Raw genomic sequence first — 16,518 nt, forward strand, 5'->3', positions numbered from 1 at the left:
CACCCGTGATGACACAGGACTATCAGACCACTGTCAGCCTGGTGTCTGTCGGCGTCGGCGTCGGCGTTTCAGTTGTGCCGTAGTCGGTGCCCCAATCGGAACGTCCGGGCGTTATTTTTCGCCCCCTTCTCCGGTCATAACCCGGGCACCTCGCTGTCACTGAACTATCGGCGCGACAACAGGACGCCGCACGTATTCAATTTCCTGAAAGTGACGCAGCAATTTCACCGGCAGCCCGAAGGCAAGCCTTGAGCGCCTTGCGTCGTCGAAGTGTTGCCGTGGGCGAAACACCGCCTTCGGAAGCGCCGCTGCCCCATGTGGCCGGCAGCTCGAGCCGGCAGGATCGGGCGCGCGGCGAGTGCATGTGGAACGAGCAGTTCACGTGAACTTGTGATTGCGTGACTTTCGGTCGACCGGACCAGTGTCGATGCTGCCCCCGTTTCACCGGCCATTTCGTAGCCCGTCCCATGGCGGGGGAGATTGGTGCGACATCTCCGTCACGGCCGCGGCAAGTTGTCTCCTTTGGAACTGCCGGGTTCGGCTAGGCGTAGTCTCTCCGGATGAATACGTGAGCAAGCACGATCCGTAAGACCTGCTGCTTCGTGGGCAACGGGGGGAATGAACAAAGGGAAATTCAATGACCATTAAAACTATCGGCGCGCTCCTGTTAGCCGTCGCGCTTGCATCAACATCTCCAGCACTGGCCCAATTTGGTGGAGGCGGCGGAGGTGGTGGTGGCGGCGGGGTGGAGGCGGTGGCGCTTCCGCCGGTGGGGGCTTTGGCGGCGGAGGTGGAGGTGGAGCTCCTTCAGGAGGGGCGGCAGCGCCGGCCGCGGAGGCGGCTTTGGCGGTGGCCAGATTGCCGGAGGCGGCGGAGGCTGGCGTGGCGGCGGCGGCGGTGGTGGATTTAGAGGCGGTGGCTGGCGTGGCGGCGGTTGGCACGGCCACCATCACCATCGTCACCGTGGTTACTGGCCAGGCATCGGGATCGGTGGAGCGTATGCCTCTCCGTACTATTACGACGACGACTATTACGACGATGACGTTGCGGTTGATGTCGCGCCCTCAGGCGGTTCGGTCGCCTACTGCAAGAGCCGCTTCAAATCCTATAATCCGGCAACGGGGACCTATCTCGGCTACGATGGCCGGCGTCACCCCTGCCCGTAAACGAGTACAGGCGTCTTAATGGAAAGGCCGCCGGCATGATCGCCGGCGGTCTTTCACTTGATAAGCAACGCGCGAGCGATTTTTTCAAGCCGCCGGAAGGATGATCTCAGTGCGCGGTCATCCAGACGCGAGCTTCCCGCTGCGCCAAAGCGATCTCGGTATCCGACATCATCGCGGCAACCTCCCGGCGCATCGCGATTGCGTCCACTCTGCCCTTGAGAGCCGCGAGATTGAACCATTTATGAGCCGCAACCAAGTCGACGATGCCCGAGCGCCCGCTCGAATAAACCATCCCGAGATCAAACAGCACGTCCGGATTGGCGCTCACCTCGACCGGCAAAGCCGTGTCGGTCTGAATATCGATCTGCAACATCTAACTTCCCCATCTTTGACGGCCGAAGTGCGAACGGACCGTGTCTCCGGTCGATGCACCGCCGCGGCTCCTGTCCAAATACGTCCAACGGCCTGCTATTCCCCACCGCCGTTGTGCCGGCGTGTTGGGATGATCATGACCCATCAAATTTGAAGAGCAGTTTAAGTATCGCGATGAATCGAAGATGAACGCCGCTCGGGTGAAAGCACCGACGAAGTGAGAAATTTGTTGTTTTTCAATAACTTTCGAGACAGGGCAGCAATTGATTTACCGTCGCGCTTGGCGGACCGATAACCATGCTCGAAAGCAGCGCCCCAAGCTCGCGAGGCCGTCCGACTTTATCGCCGGGCACGACAAAGCGCGGCATCAGTGGCGACAGGAAGCAAAATTTTGGAAGATGTCTTGGGGGGCCGGCTAGCTCGGCCGGTACGAGAACGAGGGCGTCGGTGAACACGTCAGGATCAAGATCTCACACAGGCGAAGCTGCCGGTAAAATTGCGGACCACTGATCCGCAACGATTGAAGATCGTTTTGCTCTTCTACCAGACCGACCTTCATCCGAGCGAACTCTGATGAGAGGAACGATCTGGCCGCCTGACCTGATGTCTCGCCGACACCCTCTTTCGTCGTTCAGAGCAGTCCGGTCGAACTCCGCGTCGCGGATATCTGCGGTGCTCTTATGACGATACCGGCAATGACTGCCGGCAATTCATAAGGCAATGCCTTACTTCTTCTTCTTGGCGACCTTGCGGGTCTTCTTCGCAGTCTTCTTCACTGCGGACTTCGCCTTCTTCGCCTTCTTCGCTTTCTTGGCCATGTTGCCCTCCATAAGATGTGAGATGGCTTAATCGCTGTGTGCACTCGGGAATCGAAATGCACTTCTCTTGGATTACACCAACAGATGGAAAAAAACAGTGTCTCGCTTAAGGAAGTGTTGACGTTCTCGACACGCGGCGTGTTGCGCACATTCAGCTTCGACAACGCAGCGAACGCGCGGCGTGATGCGGGTGACATGCGAGAAACCCAGACGCCATCGTGTCAACATCGACGAAGTGCCTTAATTAAAGGCCTATTCTTCATTCGTGTTGATTCAATTTTGCATTCGACAGTCGCCGAACCGAGTCGCGGAAGCATTCAAAATCGCGTTTCGCGGACTCTGAGTCGCCAAACTTGGCAATAAAATTATTTTCAAGGGTGTGGGTATAAAACGTCGCCGATGCTGGCCAACCGACCTGATTTGAGCGAATCGCTGATAGTGATTCGCACCCGGAGGTCGGCCCGTTTATCGTCTCGCGAGACCGCGAGGGTCGTGATCTCGCCCCCGCGTGCACCCGATTTTTCCAGAAACGAACTGCGACGATCGCGCGTCGCGCACTCGGTCAAAGGCCGAGTTTGGATTTCAGCAGGTCGTTCACCGCCTGCGGATTGGCTTTGCCACCCGACGACTTCATCACCTGGCCGACGAACCAGCCGATCATCGCCGGCTTCGCCGTAACCTGCGCCACCTTGTCCGGATTGGCGGCAATGATGTCGTCCACCACCTTCTCGATGGCGCCGAGATCGGTGACCTGCTTCATGCCGCGCGCTTCCACCAGCGCCCGCGGATCGCCGCCCTCGCTCCAGACGATCTCGAACAGATCCTTCGCGATCTTTCCGGAGATGGTTTGTTCTCCGATCAGGTCGACGATCGCGCTCAATTGCGTCGCCGACACCGGGGATGATGCAATGTCCTTGCTCTCCTTGTTCAGGCGCCCGAACAGTTCGTTGATCACCCAGTTCGCCGCCAGCTTGCCGTCACGCGCCTTGTCGGCGAGCGCCGCCAGCACCGCCTCATAGAAGTTGGCGCTCTCCTGCTCATTCACGAGCACACTGGCATCGTACGACGACAGGCCGAAGTCCCTGATGAATCGCGCTTTCTTCTCATCGGGCAATTCCGGCAGGTGCGCCTTCAACTCGTCGACGAAGCTTTGCGTGAACTCCAGCGGCAGCAGGTCCGGATCCGGGAAATAGCGATAGTCATGCGCCTCTTCCTTGGAACGCATCGACCGGGTCTCGCCCTTCACGGCGTCGAACAGCCGGGTCTCCTGGTCGATGCTGCCGCCGTCCTCGAGAACTCCGATCTGGCGGCGCGCCTCAAACTCGATCGCCTGACCGATGAAGCGGATCGAGTTGATATTCTTGATCTCGCAGCGGGTTCCGAACGGCTCACCGGGACGACGCACCGACACGTTGACGTCGGCGCGGAGGCTGCCCTTCTCCATGTCGCCGTCACACGTTCCGAGATAGCGCAGGATCGAGCGCATCTTGGTGACGTAGGCACAGGCTTGGTCGGAGGAGCGGATGTCGGGCTTGGACACGATCTCCATCAGTGCGACCCCGCACCGGTTCAGATCGACAAACGACAGGGCCGGGTGCTGGTCGTGCAGCAATTTACCGGCGTCCTGCTCCAGATGCAGGCGCTCGATGCCGACGCTGAAGCTCTCCCCGTCCTCGGTTTCGGCGATGACGATGCCTTCGCCCACGATCGGCGACTTGTATTGGCTGATCTGGTAACCCTGCGGCGAGTCGGGATAAAAATAATTCTTGCGGTCGAAGGTCGAACGCAGGTTGATCGCGGCCTTCAGACCGAGGCCGGTGCGAACCGCCTGCGCCACGCACTCCGCGTTGATGACCGGCAGCATTCCCGGCATGGCGGCATCGACCAGCGACACATGGGCGTTGGGGTCGCCGCCGAACGCAGTCGAAGAGCCGGAAAACAGTTTGGACTGCGACATCACCTGGGCGTGAATTTCCAGCCCGATCACCACTTCCCAGTCGCCGGTGGCGCCCTTGATCAGCTTCGACGGTTTGACGGGTGCGTTCATGACGGTATCCAATAACAGCGGCGTTCGACCATTTTCGAGCAATTTCGCCCTATCGCTTCGCCCAATGGATGAGGCCAGTCAAGCCCGGGACAGCCCGGCAGGACGGTTTACAAGCCCCTGCGGAAGGACTGAAAGGATTGGCTGCTGCGCAGAGCATCCGCCCCTCCCTGGATCAACAGATCGACCTGCTCCGCCGGCAGCGTCAGCCGCGTCGGAACGGCTTCCAGGATGCCGGCCCGCGCCGTACCCAGCCGATCGAAGCCGATCCGGTCGACGAATGCGCTGACGTCATTGCATTTCCAGCCCGCCGGCAGGCCGAGACGAGCCCGATCGGCCCCCGACAGCCCGCAGCGCCAACGGCGCACCTTCACGGTCCAGTCGTTCACGAGAGCGCTGAAGGCGGCGTAGCTCGAGCGCACACTCGCATCGATCGCGGTGTCGGCGGCGGCCGCGACCAGTTCGGGACCTGATGGCCCTTCAAGACGGTTAGCCCAGTCGCCCGACGGCCCGCGCCCGGCATCAACGACCAGGAACATGATCCGCCGCACGCGCGCAGCCTGGCGTTCGGTCATCGGCTCATAAGCGCGCTCCGCGGCCAGCATTCCGATGCTGAGACCGGAGAGCCCGTAATTGTCGACCAGGCCGCCATCGAGCAGCTTGACGTATTTCATCGAGCCATCGTGGTAGCGTCCCAGCGCCTGCGCGTAGGAGCGCAGCAGCGGCTGCACGTCGGGATTGTTGCGGGCCTTGTCCACCCAAGCCGGCAGACGCGCGCCGCATCCGCCCGGATACGTCTCCAGCACGATCGGCGCGAACGCCACCGGCACCGCGGCTGATGCGGCAACGGCATCGGCTAATCGGTACGAACCGATATTGCTGCACAGCGCATCGAACGTGGCTTTGCCGAACACGAACGGAACCCGATTGTAGATATCGGACGCATTGATCAGGATCTGCGGGCTGCGATCGCTCGGGAATGCTCCGAACGTCGCCCCGTCGAACAGATTTTGATCCAGCCAGCTCGGAAACTGACTGCTATTGACGCCGCCACCGAGCGCGCGACCAAGATTGCCGAGGCTGATCTTGGTGTTCAGCCCCTCCTCCGCATTGCGCAGCAGGAACCGCTCGCGGAAATCGTCGAGCGCGGCCCGGCGCTTCAGTCCGAAATAAGCTGCCGTGATCGAGCCACCGGACACCCCCGACACGAAGTCGACGCGATCGATCAGCGACCCTGACCCGGTGCGGGAGCGTTCGAGTTCGTTGAGCACACCGAACGAGAACGCGGCAGCGCGTGTTCCGCCGCCAGAGAACGACAGCGCCAGGAGCACGTCGCCGGTGAACACGGGATCCATTCCCGCGACGGTGTTGACGGGCTGGGCCGCGGAGAGCGGCTGGTTGGATGGCAGGTTATAGACCGAGGCGCAGCCGGACACGGCCACCACGCAGGCCGTCAAGACAAACGCCAAACCCCACGACCGCACACAACGCTCCCGACGACACGTCCCCGTGCCCATAATGTACCGCACTCCGGCGCCGTTCGATCAGCGTCGGCATCAGCGATACCTAATAAGGTTAATTGGGGTGGGATTACGGTCGTTACCACCATCTCGTGGGCGTGAAGCGCCCGGCCGCCTGCTCGATCACTTCACCGAGCGAGAACAGAGTGCTTTCTTCGAACGGGCGACCGATCAGTTGCAGGCCGAGCGGCAGCCCCTGCCCGTCCTTGCCGGCGGGGACCGCGATGCCTGGCAAGCCCGCCATATTCACCGGCACCGTGAAGATGTCGTTGAGGTACATCTCGATCGGATCGGCTTTTTCACCAATCCCGAAGGCGGCCGACGGCGTCGCCGGCGTCAGGATCGCGTGCACCCCCGTGGCGAAACAATCTTCGAAATCCTTCTTGATCAAGGTGCGGACCTTCTGCGCCCGCAGGTAATAGGCATCATAATAGCCGGCCGAGAGCACATAGGTGCCGATCATGACACGGCGACGCACCTCGGCACCGAAACCAGCAGCTCGGGTATTCTCGTACATCTCGATGATGTTGCGTCCCGGTTCGCGCAGGCCGTAACGCACGCCGTCGTAACGGGCGAGATTGGACGAGGCCTCGGCGGGTGCGACAATATAGTACGCCGGAAGCGCGTACCTGGTGTGAGGCAGCGAGACCTCGACAAGCTCGGCGCCTGCGGCTTTCAGCCACTCCGCACCCCGACCCCACAGTTTTTCGATCTCCGCCGACATACCGTCGAGGCGATATTCCCTGGGGATACCGATCTTCATGCCTTTGACCGATTGCCCGACCGCAGCTTCGAAATCCGGCACGGGCTGATTTGCCGAGGTGCTGTCCTTCGGATCATACCCGGCCATCGAGCGCATCAGGATCGCGGTATCACGCACGGTCCGGGCAAACGGGCCCGCCTGATCGAGCGACGAGGCGAACGCGACAATGCCCCAGCGCGAACAGCGACCGTAGGTCGGCTTGATGCCGACAATGCCGGTGAACGCCGCGGGCTGGCGGATCGAGCCGCCGGTGTCGGTGCCGGTTGCGCCCACACAAAGACCGGCGGCAACCGCCGCAGCCGAGCCGCCCGACGATCCACCGGGAACGAGTTTTGTGTTCGCGCCTTCGCGGCGCCAGGGATTGACCACCGAGCCGAGCGCGGAGGTCTCGTTCGACGAGCCCATGGCGAACTCGTCATTGTTGAGCTTGCCGAGCATCACCGCGCCGTCGCGCCAGAGCTGCGAGGTCACCGTGGATTCATAAGGCGGCACGAAGTTGCCGAGAATCTTGGAGCAGGCCGTTGTCCGCACCCCTTTGGTGGCGAACAGATCCTTGATGCCGAGCGGAAGGCCGCTGAGCGGACCGCCCTCGCCCTTGCCTATTTTGATGTCGGCGGCGCGCGCCATCATGCGCGCTTCGTCCGGTGTTTCCAGCACGAACGCATTGAGCGCCCGCGCCTGCTCGACAGCCGCGAGATGGGCGTCGGTCAGTTCGAGCGAGGTGAAGGCTTTGGCTTTCAGGCCGTCGCGGGCCTCGGCCAGCGTCAGCGACGTCAGGTCAGTCATTCGTCAACCGGATCACAGGAAAAAGGAGAACGAGGGGCGGACGGCGTGGACACCGCCGGTGTGTGAATCGAGAGCGTGGTGTCGGCGACCTTATTCGACGAGGTCAGGGCTGAAATAGCAGCATCCATCGCCTTGTCGGGATCGGCGCCCTTGCCCTGGCGCTGCATGTCATCGAGATAGGCCATGTACGCCTGATAGGCCTTCTCGTCATCGCAGAGCAGACACATCGCGGTTGGCTTCCTGGGCTCGCGTTCGACTTACTCGACGACTTTCGGCACCAGGAAGAAATGATCTTCCGTCGCCGGCGCATTTGCGATCACGACATCGGCGATTTCGCCGTCATTGACCAGGTCGGGCCGCTTTTTCATCTCCATCGGCGTCACCGAGGTCATCGGCTCGATACCATCCACATTGACCTCGGACAGTTGCTCGACAAAGGCTAGCATGGCGTTCAACTCGCCCTGCAGATGCGGAACCTCGTCGTCCTGCACCGCGATCCGCGCAAGATGCGCAATCCGGCGCACGGTGGCTGCATCGACTGACATGGCGACGGTCCCTAAGCTCCCAACCGCTGCCCGGCCCGGCCGGATCGGCCGCACCGCGTGCAACGGGTAAAAATGGGCGGCAAACGCCGCGTTCCGCTGCCGTATAGAGCATTTTTGAGCGGTTCGCCAATGTCAATTGGACCGGACAAATGCTCGCCGAACGGCTCATCCGCAGGCTGCCGGGGCCGTTGCATACCAGCCGCGCGAGGCCACGACCGCCCGGATCGCCTCCATGAGGCCGAAGGGGCATGATCGTCGCGACTCTCGTGGCCTCTGTCGCTTTGCGTCAATTGTATCGCGCGTGTTAAGCGATGACGATGCCGGCACAAATCCTTCCTCTGATCGACGCTGCAACCCATTGGCCGGATCGCGGACCGCTGATCGGCCTCGATCTCGGCACCAAGACCATCGGCGTTGCTGTGTCCGACCCTGATCGCAGGCTGGCGACCGGGGTCGAGACGATCCAGCGCAAGGCGTTCACGGCGGACGCCGCACGGCTGTTGGCGCTGGCGGGCGAACGGAAGGTGGTGGGGTTCGTGCTGGGGCTGCCGATCAACATGGATGGCAGCGAAGGTCCACGCGCCCAATCGACCCGTGCCTTCGCCCGCAACTTTGCCCGCCTCACCGATCTCGCCATCGGTCTCTGGGACGAGCGGCTCTCCACCGCGGCGGTGGAGCGCGAACTGATCGCCGCCGACGCCAGCCGCGCCAAGCGCGCCAAGGTGATCGACGAGCACGCCGCAATCTTCATTCTCCAGGGCGCGCTCGACCGGTTGGCGAGCCTGCGCCATTCCGGCGGAACAGCCTGACCATGCTGGTGGTACTCACGGCGCTTGTGCCGATCTTCATGCTGATCGTGCTCGGCTATGGCTTGAGCCGCACGCTGTTGTCGAACTCCGCCCAATGGGTCGGGATCGAGCAGCTCAGCTACTATGTGCTGTTCCCGGCGTTGCTGATCTACACTCTCGCCCGCGCGGATCTCTCGTCCGTACCGGTGTTCGGGGTCGGCGGGGCGCTGTTGCTTGCGGTGCTGGTGATGTCGGCTCTGTGCTTCGCCTTGCGCCCGCTGCTCGCAAACCGTTTGAACGTGGACGGCCCGGCATTTTCGTCGGTGTTTCAGGGCGCGACGCGCTGGCAGACCTACATCGCGCTCGCGGTCGCCGGCAATTTGTTCGGCTATCGCGGCCTGGCGCTGGCGTCCGTCGCCATGGTGGCGATGATCCCGATCCTGAACGTGATGTGCGTCTCGGTCCTCGCACATTATGCGTCGCCGCAGCGGCTGCCGCCGATGGCGCTGCTCAAGGCGATATCCGGCAATCCGCTGACCTGGGGCTGCGTGATCGGCCTTGCGGTCAATCTGTCTGGGGTGCCGATCCCGACCGCGCTGAATGACTTCGTCGATGCGCTGGGACGAGCATCGCTGGCCACGGGGCTGCTGACGGTCGGCGCCGGGCTCGATCCGAAAGCGCTGCTGCGCCCGACTGGTGCTGCAATCATTGCCGTCGCGTTGAAGCTTGTCGTGATGCCGCTGATCGCAATCGCGCTTGCTTTGCTGTTCGGCGTCGGCGGAGCGGGTCTCGTGGTTGTGGCCTGCTGCTCGGCGGTGCCGACGGCCTCGTCGGCCTATCTGCTGGCCAAGCAGATGGGCGGCGATGCGCCGCTGATTGCCCAGATTGTCACCCTGCAGACCGCTTTTGCAGCTATCACCATGCCGATCGCGCTGGCGCTGGTCCAATAACGTGCTTCAGAACTCCGGCAACGCCCGCGCCAGCAGGGCACGGCTGTCGTCAACAGACAGGTCAGCCGCGCCGTAGAAATGACCGGCGTCGCCGGTCAGGCGGGTGGCGGCGAACAGGGCGGCGTGGTCGGGTTGGACCATTTTTAGACCAGCGACTGCCGCGATCAGCGCGAGCTGTTCGACCGCGGCGCGTGCCAGACGCTCGGACTCCGACCCGCGCAAGGCCTTGCCGACAAAGGCAAATGCCTCGGCGATGCCGGGAAGCCCCCGGGTCTCGTCCGCCAGCGCCTGCAACACGGCTTGCGCAGCCTCCGGCTCACGGCCGAGCGCGCGGAGCACGTCGAGGCACATGACGTTGCCGGAACCTTCCCAGATCGCATTCACCGGCGCCTCGCGGTAATGGCGCGCCAGAATGCCCTCCTCGACATAGCCGTTGCCGCCCAGGCACTCCATCGCCTCGTAGAGGAAGCCTGGCGCACTCTTGCAGGTCCAGTATTTCACCACCGGCGTCAGCAGCCGCATCCGCGCGGCCTCACCGGCGTCGGTCGGCGCAAGATCAAACGAATGGCAGAGCCGCATCACCAGCGCAGTCGACGCCTCCACATGCAGCGCCATGTCGGCGAGCACGCTGCGCATCAAGGGCTGGTCCACCAGATGCTTCTGGAACACGCTGCGATGTCTTGTGTGATGCAACGCATGCGCGAGGCCCGAGCGCATCAGACCGGCCGAGGCGATGGCGCAGTCCTGCCGGGTCAGCGACACCATCTGGATGATGGTCGGCACACCGCGGCCCTCCTCGCCCAGGCGCAGCGCATGAGTGCCGGTGAACTCGACCTCGGACGAGGCATTGGAGCGGTTGCCGAGCTTGTCCTTCAGGCGCTGGAAGTGGATGGCGTTGACCTGACCATCGGGGGTGAAGCGCGGCATGACAAAACAGGTCAGCCCGCCCGGCGCCTGGGCCAGCACCAGGAACGCGTCGCACATCGGCGCCGACATGAACCATTTATGCCCGGTGATGCGATAGGCGCCGCTGCCGTCCGGCTCGGCCCGGGTCATGTTGGCGCGCACGTCGGTGCCGCCCTGCTTTTCGGTCATGCCCATGCCGATGGTCATGCCGCGCTTGGACGGCCATGGCGCAAAACTCGGATCGTAGCTGCGCGTGCCGAGTACCGGCATGACCTTTTCCAACACCGCCGAATCGACCGCCAGCGCACCGACCGCGGCGCGGGTCATGGTGATCGGGCAGAGGTGCCCGGTCTCAACCTGCGCGGCGATAAAGAATTTGGTCGCCCGGATCACCTCCGCGCCATCCCCCATGGACGCGCCCAAACTGGTCCAGGTCGAATTGTGCAGCCCGGCACGGGCGCTGTGCGCCATCAGCTCATGATAGGCCGGATGAAACTCGACCTCGTCGCGCCGAAAGCCCTTGGCGTCGAACAGCCGCAGCTTTGGCGTGTTCTCATTGGCAAGCCGGCCGCGCTGCGCCATCGCCGCCGAGCCCCAGTGGCCGCCGAATTCGATGAGTTCGGCGTCGGCCGCAGTCCCCGCGGTCGCCGCTACCGCGTCCCGCAGCGGCTGGTCCAGCGTGAACAGATTGACGTCCTCGAACGGCGGCGACTGGTTGAGGACATCGTGGGTGGCGAACGAGGCCTGCGTCATGGGACTTTTCCTGCCGAAACAATCTTCGCGCAAATCTATGCCCGCGCAGCGCCGATTTCACGCGGCAACGCACGCGACATCAGCGCGCAATCGGGAAATCGTAAGCTGCGCCGCCGATGCCGGGCAACGAGAAATGCCACCACTCCTTGGCGTAATTCACGAAACCCACTTTCGTCATCGCGGCCACCAGCGTCTGGCGCCGCTGCCGCTGCGCCGGCGTGATCCCGGCCGCGGCAGTATGTGCTTTGGTGTCCGAGCAGTCGTAGCCGGTTCCCATGTCCACGGCATCGTCGGGCGCGCGCTGCCGCACACCCGCGGTGCAATCCCCATAGAGTCGTCCCGGATCAAACGCCTCCACCTTCGGTGCCGGCACCTCCACCAGGGTCAGGTCGACGGCCGCGCCGGTCGAATGCCCGGAATGCTCGGCGATGTAGCCGAGCCGGAACAAATCCGCCTTGCGCATCCCGGGATTGTAAGTGTGCTGCGCCGGTGTCTCCCGGCCGTCTTTGGACCACACCACCATATCGTGCACCGCCCGCGCCGGCCGGTAGCAATCGTACATCTTCAGGGATAGCCGCCGCGGCGCAAGATCGCGCTGCACCTGCGCCAGCGCCCGGGCCACCGCCCGCTTCACCACACATTCGGCAGCGTCGTAGCCCGGCAGGCGTCGCCCGACAAAATTATTGAGTCCGGCATAGCGGATGTCCTGCCGGATGCTGGGATCGACGTCGCGCAGAAACACGAAATCGTCAGGCAGCCCCTGCGCCGCGGCGGCGGAACCCAGAACCAGCGCCAGCAGGCAACCCAATCCTGCGGCGATGAGGCTCTTCACGTCAGGCATCTCAACTTGAACCCTGTCTGGACCACCCGGGAGACCCACCGACACGCATCGTCCCATTTCAAGACTTTGCGAGGCCTGCCGGAATTGGCCGGGGATAAGTCCGCGGGGGGCGAATCCGCCTTGCCCTCCCCGGCAACTCTCCCTATAGCTCTTGCTTTAATGACTAGCGCACCAAAATCGTCCTTCGTGTTCGCCCATCGCCATCTGCTGGGGATCGAAGGCCTTTCCCATCACGATATTTCCGGCCTGCTCGATCTGTCGGAAGAATATGTCGAGCTCAACCGCCAGGTCGACAAGAAGCGCTCCGACCTGCGCGGGCGCACCCAGGTCAACCTGTTCTTCGAGGCCTCCACCCGCACCCAGTCCTCGTTCGAGATCGCCGGCAAGCGGCTGGGCGCCGACGTCATGAACATGTCGGTGTCATCGTCCTCCATGCGCAAGGGCGAGACGCTGATGGACACCGCCGTCACGCTGAACGCCATGCACCCGGACATCCTGGTGGTGCGGCATCACGCGTCGGGCGCGGTGGAACTGCTGGCCCGCAAGGTCGACGGCTCCGTGATCAATGCCGGCGACGGCGCCCATGAGCATCCCACCCAAGCCCTGCTCGATGCCCTGACCATCCGCCGCAACAAAGGCCGGCTCGAGGGCCTGCTGATTGCGATCTGCGGCGACGTGATGCATTCGCGCGTGGCGCGTTCCAACATCATCCTGCTCACCACCATGGGCGCGCGGGTGCGCGTGGTCGCGCCGTCGACGCTGCTGCCGCCCGGCATCGAGCGCATGGGCGTCGAAGTCGCCCGCGACATGCGCGAGGGATTGCACGGCGCCGACATCGTGATGATGCTGCGGCTGCAGCGCGAGCGCATGAACGGTTCGCTGATCCCCTCCAGCGGCGAATACTTCCATTATTATGGCCTCGACCAGAAGAAGCTGTCCTACGCCAAGCCCGACGCCTTGGTGATGCACCCGGGCCCGATGAACCGCGGCGTCGAGATCGACTCCATCGTCGCCGACGGCGCCCAGTCGCTGATCCGCGAACAGGTGGAAATGGGTGTGGCGGTGCGCATGGCGGTGCTGGAAGCCCTCGCCCGCAACCTGCCGAACGCGTGATATCATGCTGACTGACCGCCGCCCCATCCTGCTCGCCAACGCCCACATCATCGATCCCTCGCGCGATATGGACGGCCCCGGCGACGTGCTGATCGCCGACGGCGTGATCCGCGATGCGCGGCGCGGCATCGGCGCCGCCGGCGTCCCCGAAGGCACCGATATCGTCAACTGCGCCGGCAAGGTGGTGACGCCAGGCCTGATCGACATGCGCGCCTTTGTCGGCGAGCCCGGCGCCAGCCACCGCGAGACTTTTGCCTCCGCCAGCCGCGCCGCGGCGGCCGGCGGCATCACCACCATCATCTGCCAGCCGGACACCTCGCCTGTGATCGACAACTCGGCGACGGTGGACTTCGTGCTGCGCCGCTCGCGCGACACCGCCATCGTCAACATCCATCCGATGGCGGCGCTGACCAAGGGAATGCGCGGCGAGGAGATGACCGAGATCGGCCTGTTGAAGGCCGCAGGCGCGGTCGCCTTCACCGACGGCGCCCACAGCGTGATGAATGCGCAGGTGATGCGCCACACCCTCACTTACGCCCGCGACTTCGACGCGCTGATCGTGCACCACACCGAAGATCCGAACCTGGTCGGCGAAGGCGTCATGAACGAGGGCGAGTTTGCCTCGCGCCTCGGCCTGCTCGGCATTCCCAGCGCGGCGGAAGCCGTGGTGCTGGAGCGCGACATGCGCCTGGTGGCGCTGAGCGGCGGCCGCTACCACGCAGCTTCCCTCACCTGCATGGAATCCCTGGAGATCCTGCGCCGCGCCCGCGACGCCGGGCTGAACGTCAGCGCCTCGGTGTCGATCAATCATCTGACCCTGAACGAAAACGACATCGGCCCCTACCGCACCTTCCTGAAGCTGTCGCCGCCGCTGCGCACCGAAGAGCACCGGCTGGCGCTGGCCGCCGCCATCACCTCGGGCCTGGTCGATGTCATCATGTCGGACCACAATCCGCAGGACGTCGAGACCAAGCGGCTGCCGTTCGCGGAAGCCGCCGCCGGCGCGATTGGCCTGGAGACCATGCTGCCGGCCGCGCTGCGTCTGGTGCACAATGACGGCCTCAAGCTGAAAGACCTGATCCGCGCGATGTCGACGCGCCCGGCGGAACTCTTGGGCCTGCCTGGCGGCACGCTGCGCCCGGGCGCGCCGGCCGACCTGATCGTGATTGACACCGAGGTGCCGTGGGTGCTCGATCCGGCCGACCTGAAGTCGCCGTGCAAGAACACCCCGTTCGACGAGGCCAAGTTCTCCGGCCGGGTCGAGCGCACCATCATCGGCGGGCGCACGGTCTACGAACACGTGTGATCGACGATCGTTCGATCACGAATTGAGATGCAACTAGGTTGTCCGTCATCCTGAGGTGCGAGCCGTGCGGTGCACTGCACCGCAGGGTGAGCCTCGAAGGATGGACGGCCGGGGCCGTCGCCCTTCGAGGGCCGCGCTACGCACGGCCACCTCAGGATGACGGAACAACCGGCTTCGCGATTGGTGACTGACAAGGAACGCCGATGTCTCCTGAACTGATGCTGCTGCCGGCGCTTGTGCTGGGCTACCTGCTCGGCTCGATTCCGTTCGGCCTTCTGCTGACGAAACTCGCCGGCACCGGCGATGTGCGCGCCATCGGCTCCGGCAATATCGGCGCCACCAATGTGCTGCGCACCGGCCGCAAGGACCTCGCTGCGCTGACCCTGATCGGCGATATGCTGAAGGGCACCGCCGCCGTGATCATCGCAGGCCTCATCGCCGGGCCGCAAGCCGCCATGGTGGCCGCGCTCGGCGCCTTCCTCGGCCACCTGTTTCCGGTCTGGCTGAAATTCAAGGGCGGCAAGGGCGTCGCCACCTATATCGGCGTGCTGCTGGGCCTGTTCTGGCCGGCCGCGGTCGGCTTCTGCATCATCTGGCTCGCGACAGCTTTTGCCTCGCGCTACTCCTCCCTCTCCGCGCTGGTGGCCAGCGCGGTGACGCCGATCTCGCTGTGGTGGTTCGGCTACTATCCGATGTCGCTGCTGTTCCTGATCCTGACCGCGTTGCTTTGGTATATGCACCGGCCGAACATCCAGAGGCTGATGAACGGGACGGAGGGCCGGATCGGGTCGAAGGGCTGAGGCTCCCAACCGATTACAGATCAACGAAGGGGCGCCGGTCTTTCGACCCGCGCCCCTTCGGCCTTATCCCTGCCCCTTCGGCCTTATCGCCTACCTACCTTGCCAGCGTCCCGTAACCGCTCGCACCCTCAATGCCATGACGGCGCGATCACGGCGGGCACCGGCGGTTTCGCGGCATTGGCAGCTGCGATCGCGAGGAAGCCTGTATCGCTGACCGAGTGGGTTGCCATCGCCTGGACCAGCTGATTGAGCTCCGACTCGATGCCACTTTCCCAGTCGGAGCCCGCAAAGCCCTGGTGGGGCTCATCCGTATTTCGGTGACAGTGCATAAAACTATCCATCATCCCCCTCCACGTCCGTCCGCGGCTTCGGTCCACGCTTGCGCGGCTTGAGCTGGCGCTTGGTGGCGCGTTCGATGCGGCTCAGGAAGCGGTCGTCGCCCAGTGGCCGGCCGATACTCTCGGCGGCGCGCAGCCGGTCGAACACCTCGACGTCTGTTTCCGCCGCGAGCAGATCCGCAAAGCGGGGAAAGCGGTCACGAACAGGCTTGCGTTCCGTGATCCCGTCATCCTTACCCGACAGGTGCGCCCGCGTGCTCGCCCAGCGCCAGTCCTGCGCGCGGGCAACCAGCCGCGCCCGCACCAGATTGAGCGACACATAGCGCAATACGGCGGCGAGATGCGCCTCGTCCATGGCGACGGCGCCGAAGCGCCCCTGCCAGAAATGCCCGGTGCGCTTGCGCCGCGCGTGGATGATGCCGGCATAGCGGCGGTGTGCCGCCGCCAGCGCCCGGCGCAGCCCGTCGATATCGGACGGGACCAGGATGAGGTGCACGTGGTTGGGCATCAGGCACCAGGCCCACACCTCGACCCCGGCCTGGCCGCAATGTTCCGCCAACAGATCGCGATAGAGCGCATAGTCGGCGTCTTCGAAGAAGGTCCGCGCGCGGCCGTTGCCCCGCTGGGTGACGTGGTGCGGAATACCGGGAACGACGACGCGGGCGAGACGGGCCATGCCCCGACGATGACGCGAGGTGGCCGCGATGTC

16 protein-coding genes are annotated in these 16,518 nt (G+C 64.0%); 6 read left to right on the forward strand and 10 right to left on the reverse strand.

All coding sequences use genetic code 11. The features are described 5' to 3' along the window. Window positions 1-680 precede the first annotated feature (680 nt). Window positions 681-1,166: a BA14K family protein gene (locus RS897_RS35530; RefSeq protein WP_315833326.1), complete on the forward strand. Its 486-nt coding sequence runs from the start codon at window positions 681-683 to the stop codon at window positions 1,164-1,166. Between the two features lie 106 nt (window positions 1,167-1,272). Here the strand turns inward: RS897_RS35530 and RS897_RS35535 are convergent, their stop codons facing one another. From RS897_RS35535 to gatC, 6 genes are all read right to left on the reverse strand, one after another. Beyond that, complete coding sequence (locus tag RS897_RS35535; RefSeq protein ID WP_315833327.1) at window positions 1,273-1,539, reverse strand: hypothetical protein; 267 nt, start codon at window positions 1,537-1,539, stop codon at window positions 1,273-1,275. Between the two features lie 1,379 nt (window positions 1,540-2,918). Beyond that, window positions 2,919-4,403 (reverse strand): Asp-tRNA(Asn)/Glu-tRNA(Gln) amidotransferase subunit GatB, encoded by a 1,485-nt coding sequence (gatB, locus tag RS897_RS35540; RefSeq protein ID WP_315833328.1) that lies wholly within the window; start codon window positions 4,401-4,403, stop codon window positions 2,919-2,921. Between the two features lie 107 nt (window positions 4,404-4,510). Next, window positions 4,511-5,884: a patatin-like phospholipase family protein gene (locus RS897_RS35545; protein WP_315833329.1), complete on the reverse strand. Its 1,374-nt coding sequence runs from the start codon at window positions 5,882-5,884 to the stop codon at window positions 4,511-4,513. Window positions 5,885-5,999: 115 nt separating this feature from the next. Continuing rightward, the gene (gatA, locus tag RS897_RS35550; protein WP_315833330.1) at window positions 6,000-7,469 is read right to left on the reverse strand and encodes an Asp-tRNA(Asn)/Glu-tRNA(Gln) amidotransferase subunit GatA; all 1,470 of its coding nucleotides are present in this window, start codon (window positions 7,467-7,469) and stop codon (window positions 6,000-6,002) included. After that, a complete protein-coding gene (locus RS897_RS35555; protein WP_315833331.1) occupies window positions 7,466-7,696 on the reverse strand; it encodes a hypothetical protein in 231 nt (76 codons plus the stop codon). The genes gatA and RS897_RS35555 overlap by 4 nt, the downstream gene beginning before the upstream one ends. Window positions 7,697-7,726: 30 nt before the next feature. Next, complete coding sequence (gene gatC / locus RS897_RS35560) at window positions 7,727-8,014, reverse strand: Asp-tRNA(Asn)/Glu-tRNA(Gln) amidotransferase subunit GatC (protein WP_315833332.1); 288 nt, start codon at window positions 8,012-8,014, stop codon at window positions 7,727-7,729. 317 nt (window positions 8,015-8,331) lie between these two features. On the opposite strand from gatC, the gene ruvX reads away from it, so the two are divergent. Together ruvX and RS897_RS35570 are read left to right on the forward strand one after the other, a co-directional pair. Then, window positions 8,332-8,823 carry a Holliday junction resolvase RuvX gene (gene ruvX, locus RS897_RS35565; protein ID WP_315833333.1) on the forward strand — a complete coding sequence of 164 codons (492 nt, stop codon included), beginning with the start codon at window positions 8,332-8,334 and terminating at the stop codon, window positions 8,821-8,823. 2 nt (window positions 8,824-8,825) lie between these two features. Further along, window positions 8,826-9,752, forward strand: coding sequence for an AEC family transporter (locus tag RS897_RS35570; RefSeq protein WP_315833334.1), 927 nt, complete (start codon window positions 8,826-8,828; stop codon window positions 9,750-9,752). A 6-nt stretch (window positions 9,753-9,758) separates the two neighbouring features. Here the strand turns inward: RS897_RS35570 and RS897_RS35575 are convergent, their stop codons facing one another. Both RS897_RS35575 and RS897_RS35580 read right to left on the reverse strand, forming a co-directional pair. After that, complete coding sequence (locus RS897_RS35575; protein ID WP_315833335.1) at window positions 9,759-11,411, reverse strand: acyl-CoA dehydrogenase family protein; 1,653 nt, start codon at window positions 11,409-11,411, stop codon at window positions 9,759-9,761. Window positions 11,412-11,490: 79 nt separating this feature from the next. Next, a complete protein-coding gene (locus RS897_RS35580; RefSeq protein WP_315833336.1) occupies window positions 11,491-12,252 on the reverse strand; it encodes a M15 family metallopeptidase in 762 nt (253 codons plus the stop codon). A gap of 159 nt (window positions 12,253-12,411) precedes the next feature. On the opposite strand from RS897_RS35580, the gene RS897_RS35585 reads away from it, so the two are divergent. From RS897_RS35585 to plsY, 3 genes are all read left to right on the forward strand, one after another. Further along, window positions 12,412-13,365, forward strand: a complete 954-nt coding sequence (locus RS897_RS35585) for an aspartate carbamoyltransferase catalytic subunit (RefSeq protein ID WP_315833337.1) — start codon at window positions 12,412-12,414, stop codon at window positions 13,363-13,365. Window positions 13,366-13,369: 4 nt separating this feature from the next. Continuing rightward, a complete protein-coding gene (locus tag RS897_RS35590; RefSeq protein WP_315833338.1) occupies window positions 13,370-14,671 on the forward strand; it encodes a dihydroorotase in 1,302 nt (433 codons plus the stop codon). A 203-nt stretch (window positions 14,672-14,874) separates the two neighbouring features. Continuing rightward, window positions 14,875-15,471, forward strand: coding sequence for a glycerol-3-phosphate 1-O-acyltransferase PlsY (gene plsY / locus RS897_RS35595; protein WP_315833339.1), 597 nt, complete (start codon window positions 14,875-14,877; stop codon window positions 15,469-15,471). Between the two features lie 128 nt (window positions 15,472-15,599). Here plsY and RS897_RS35600 read toward each other — a convergent pair whose 3' ends face one another. Both RS897_RS35600 and RS897_RS35605 read right to left on the reverse strand, forming a co-directional pair. Further along, complete coding sequence (locus tag RS897_RS35600) at window positions 15,600-15,800, reverse strand: hypothetical protein (RefSeq protein WP_315833340.1); 201 nt, start codon at window positions 15,798-15,800, stop codon at window positions 15,600-15,602. A 4-nt stretch (window positions 15,801-15,804) separates the two neighbouring features. After that, window positions 15,805-16,485 carry a transposase gene (locus tag RS897_RS35605; RefSeq protein WP_315833341.1) on the reverse strand — a complete coding sequence of 227 codons (681 nt, stop codon included), beginning with the start codon at window positions 16,483-16,485 and terminating at the stop codon, window positions 15,805-15,807. Window positions 16,486-16,518 lie beyond the last annotated feature (33 nt).

Origin of the sequence: Bradyrhizobium prioriisuperbiae (genome assembly GCF_032397745.1) — a bacterium.
Classification (GTDB): domain Bacteria; phylum Pseudomonadota; class Alphaproteobacteria; order Rhizobiales; family Xanthobacteraceae; genus Bradyrhizobium_A; species Bradyrhizobium_A prioriisuperbiae.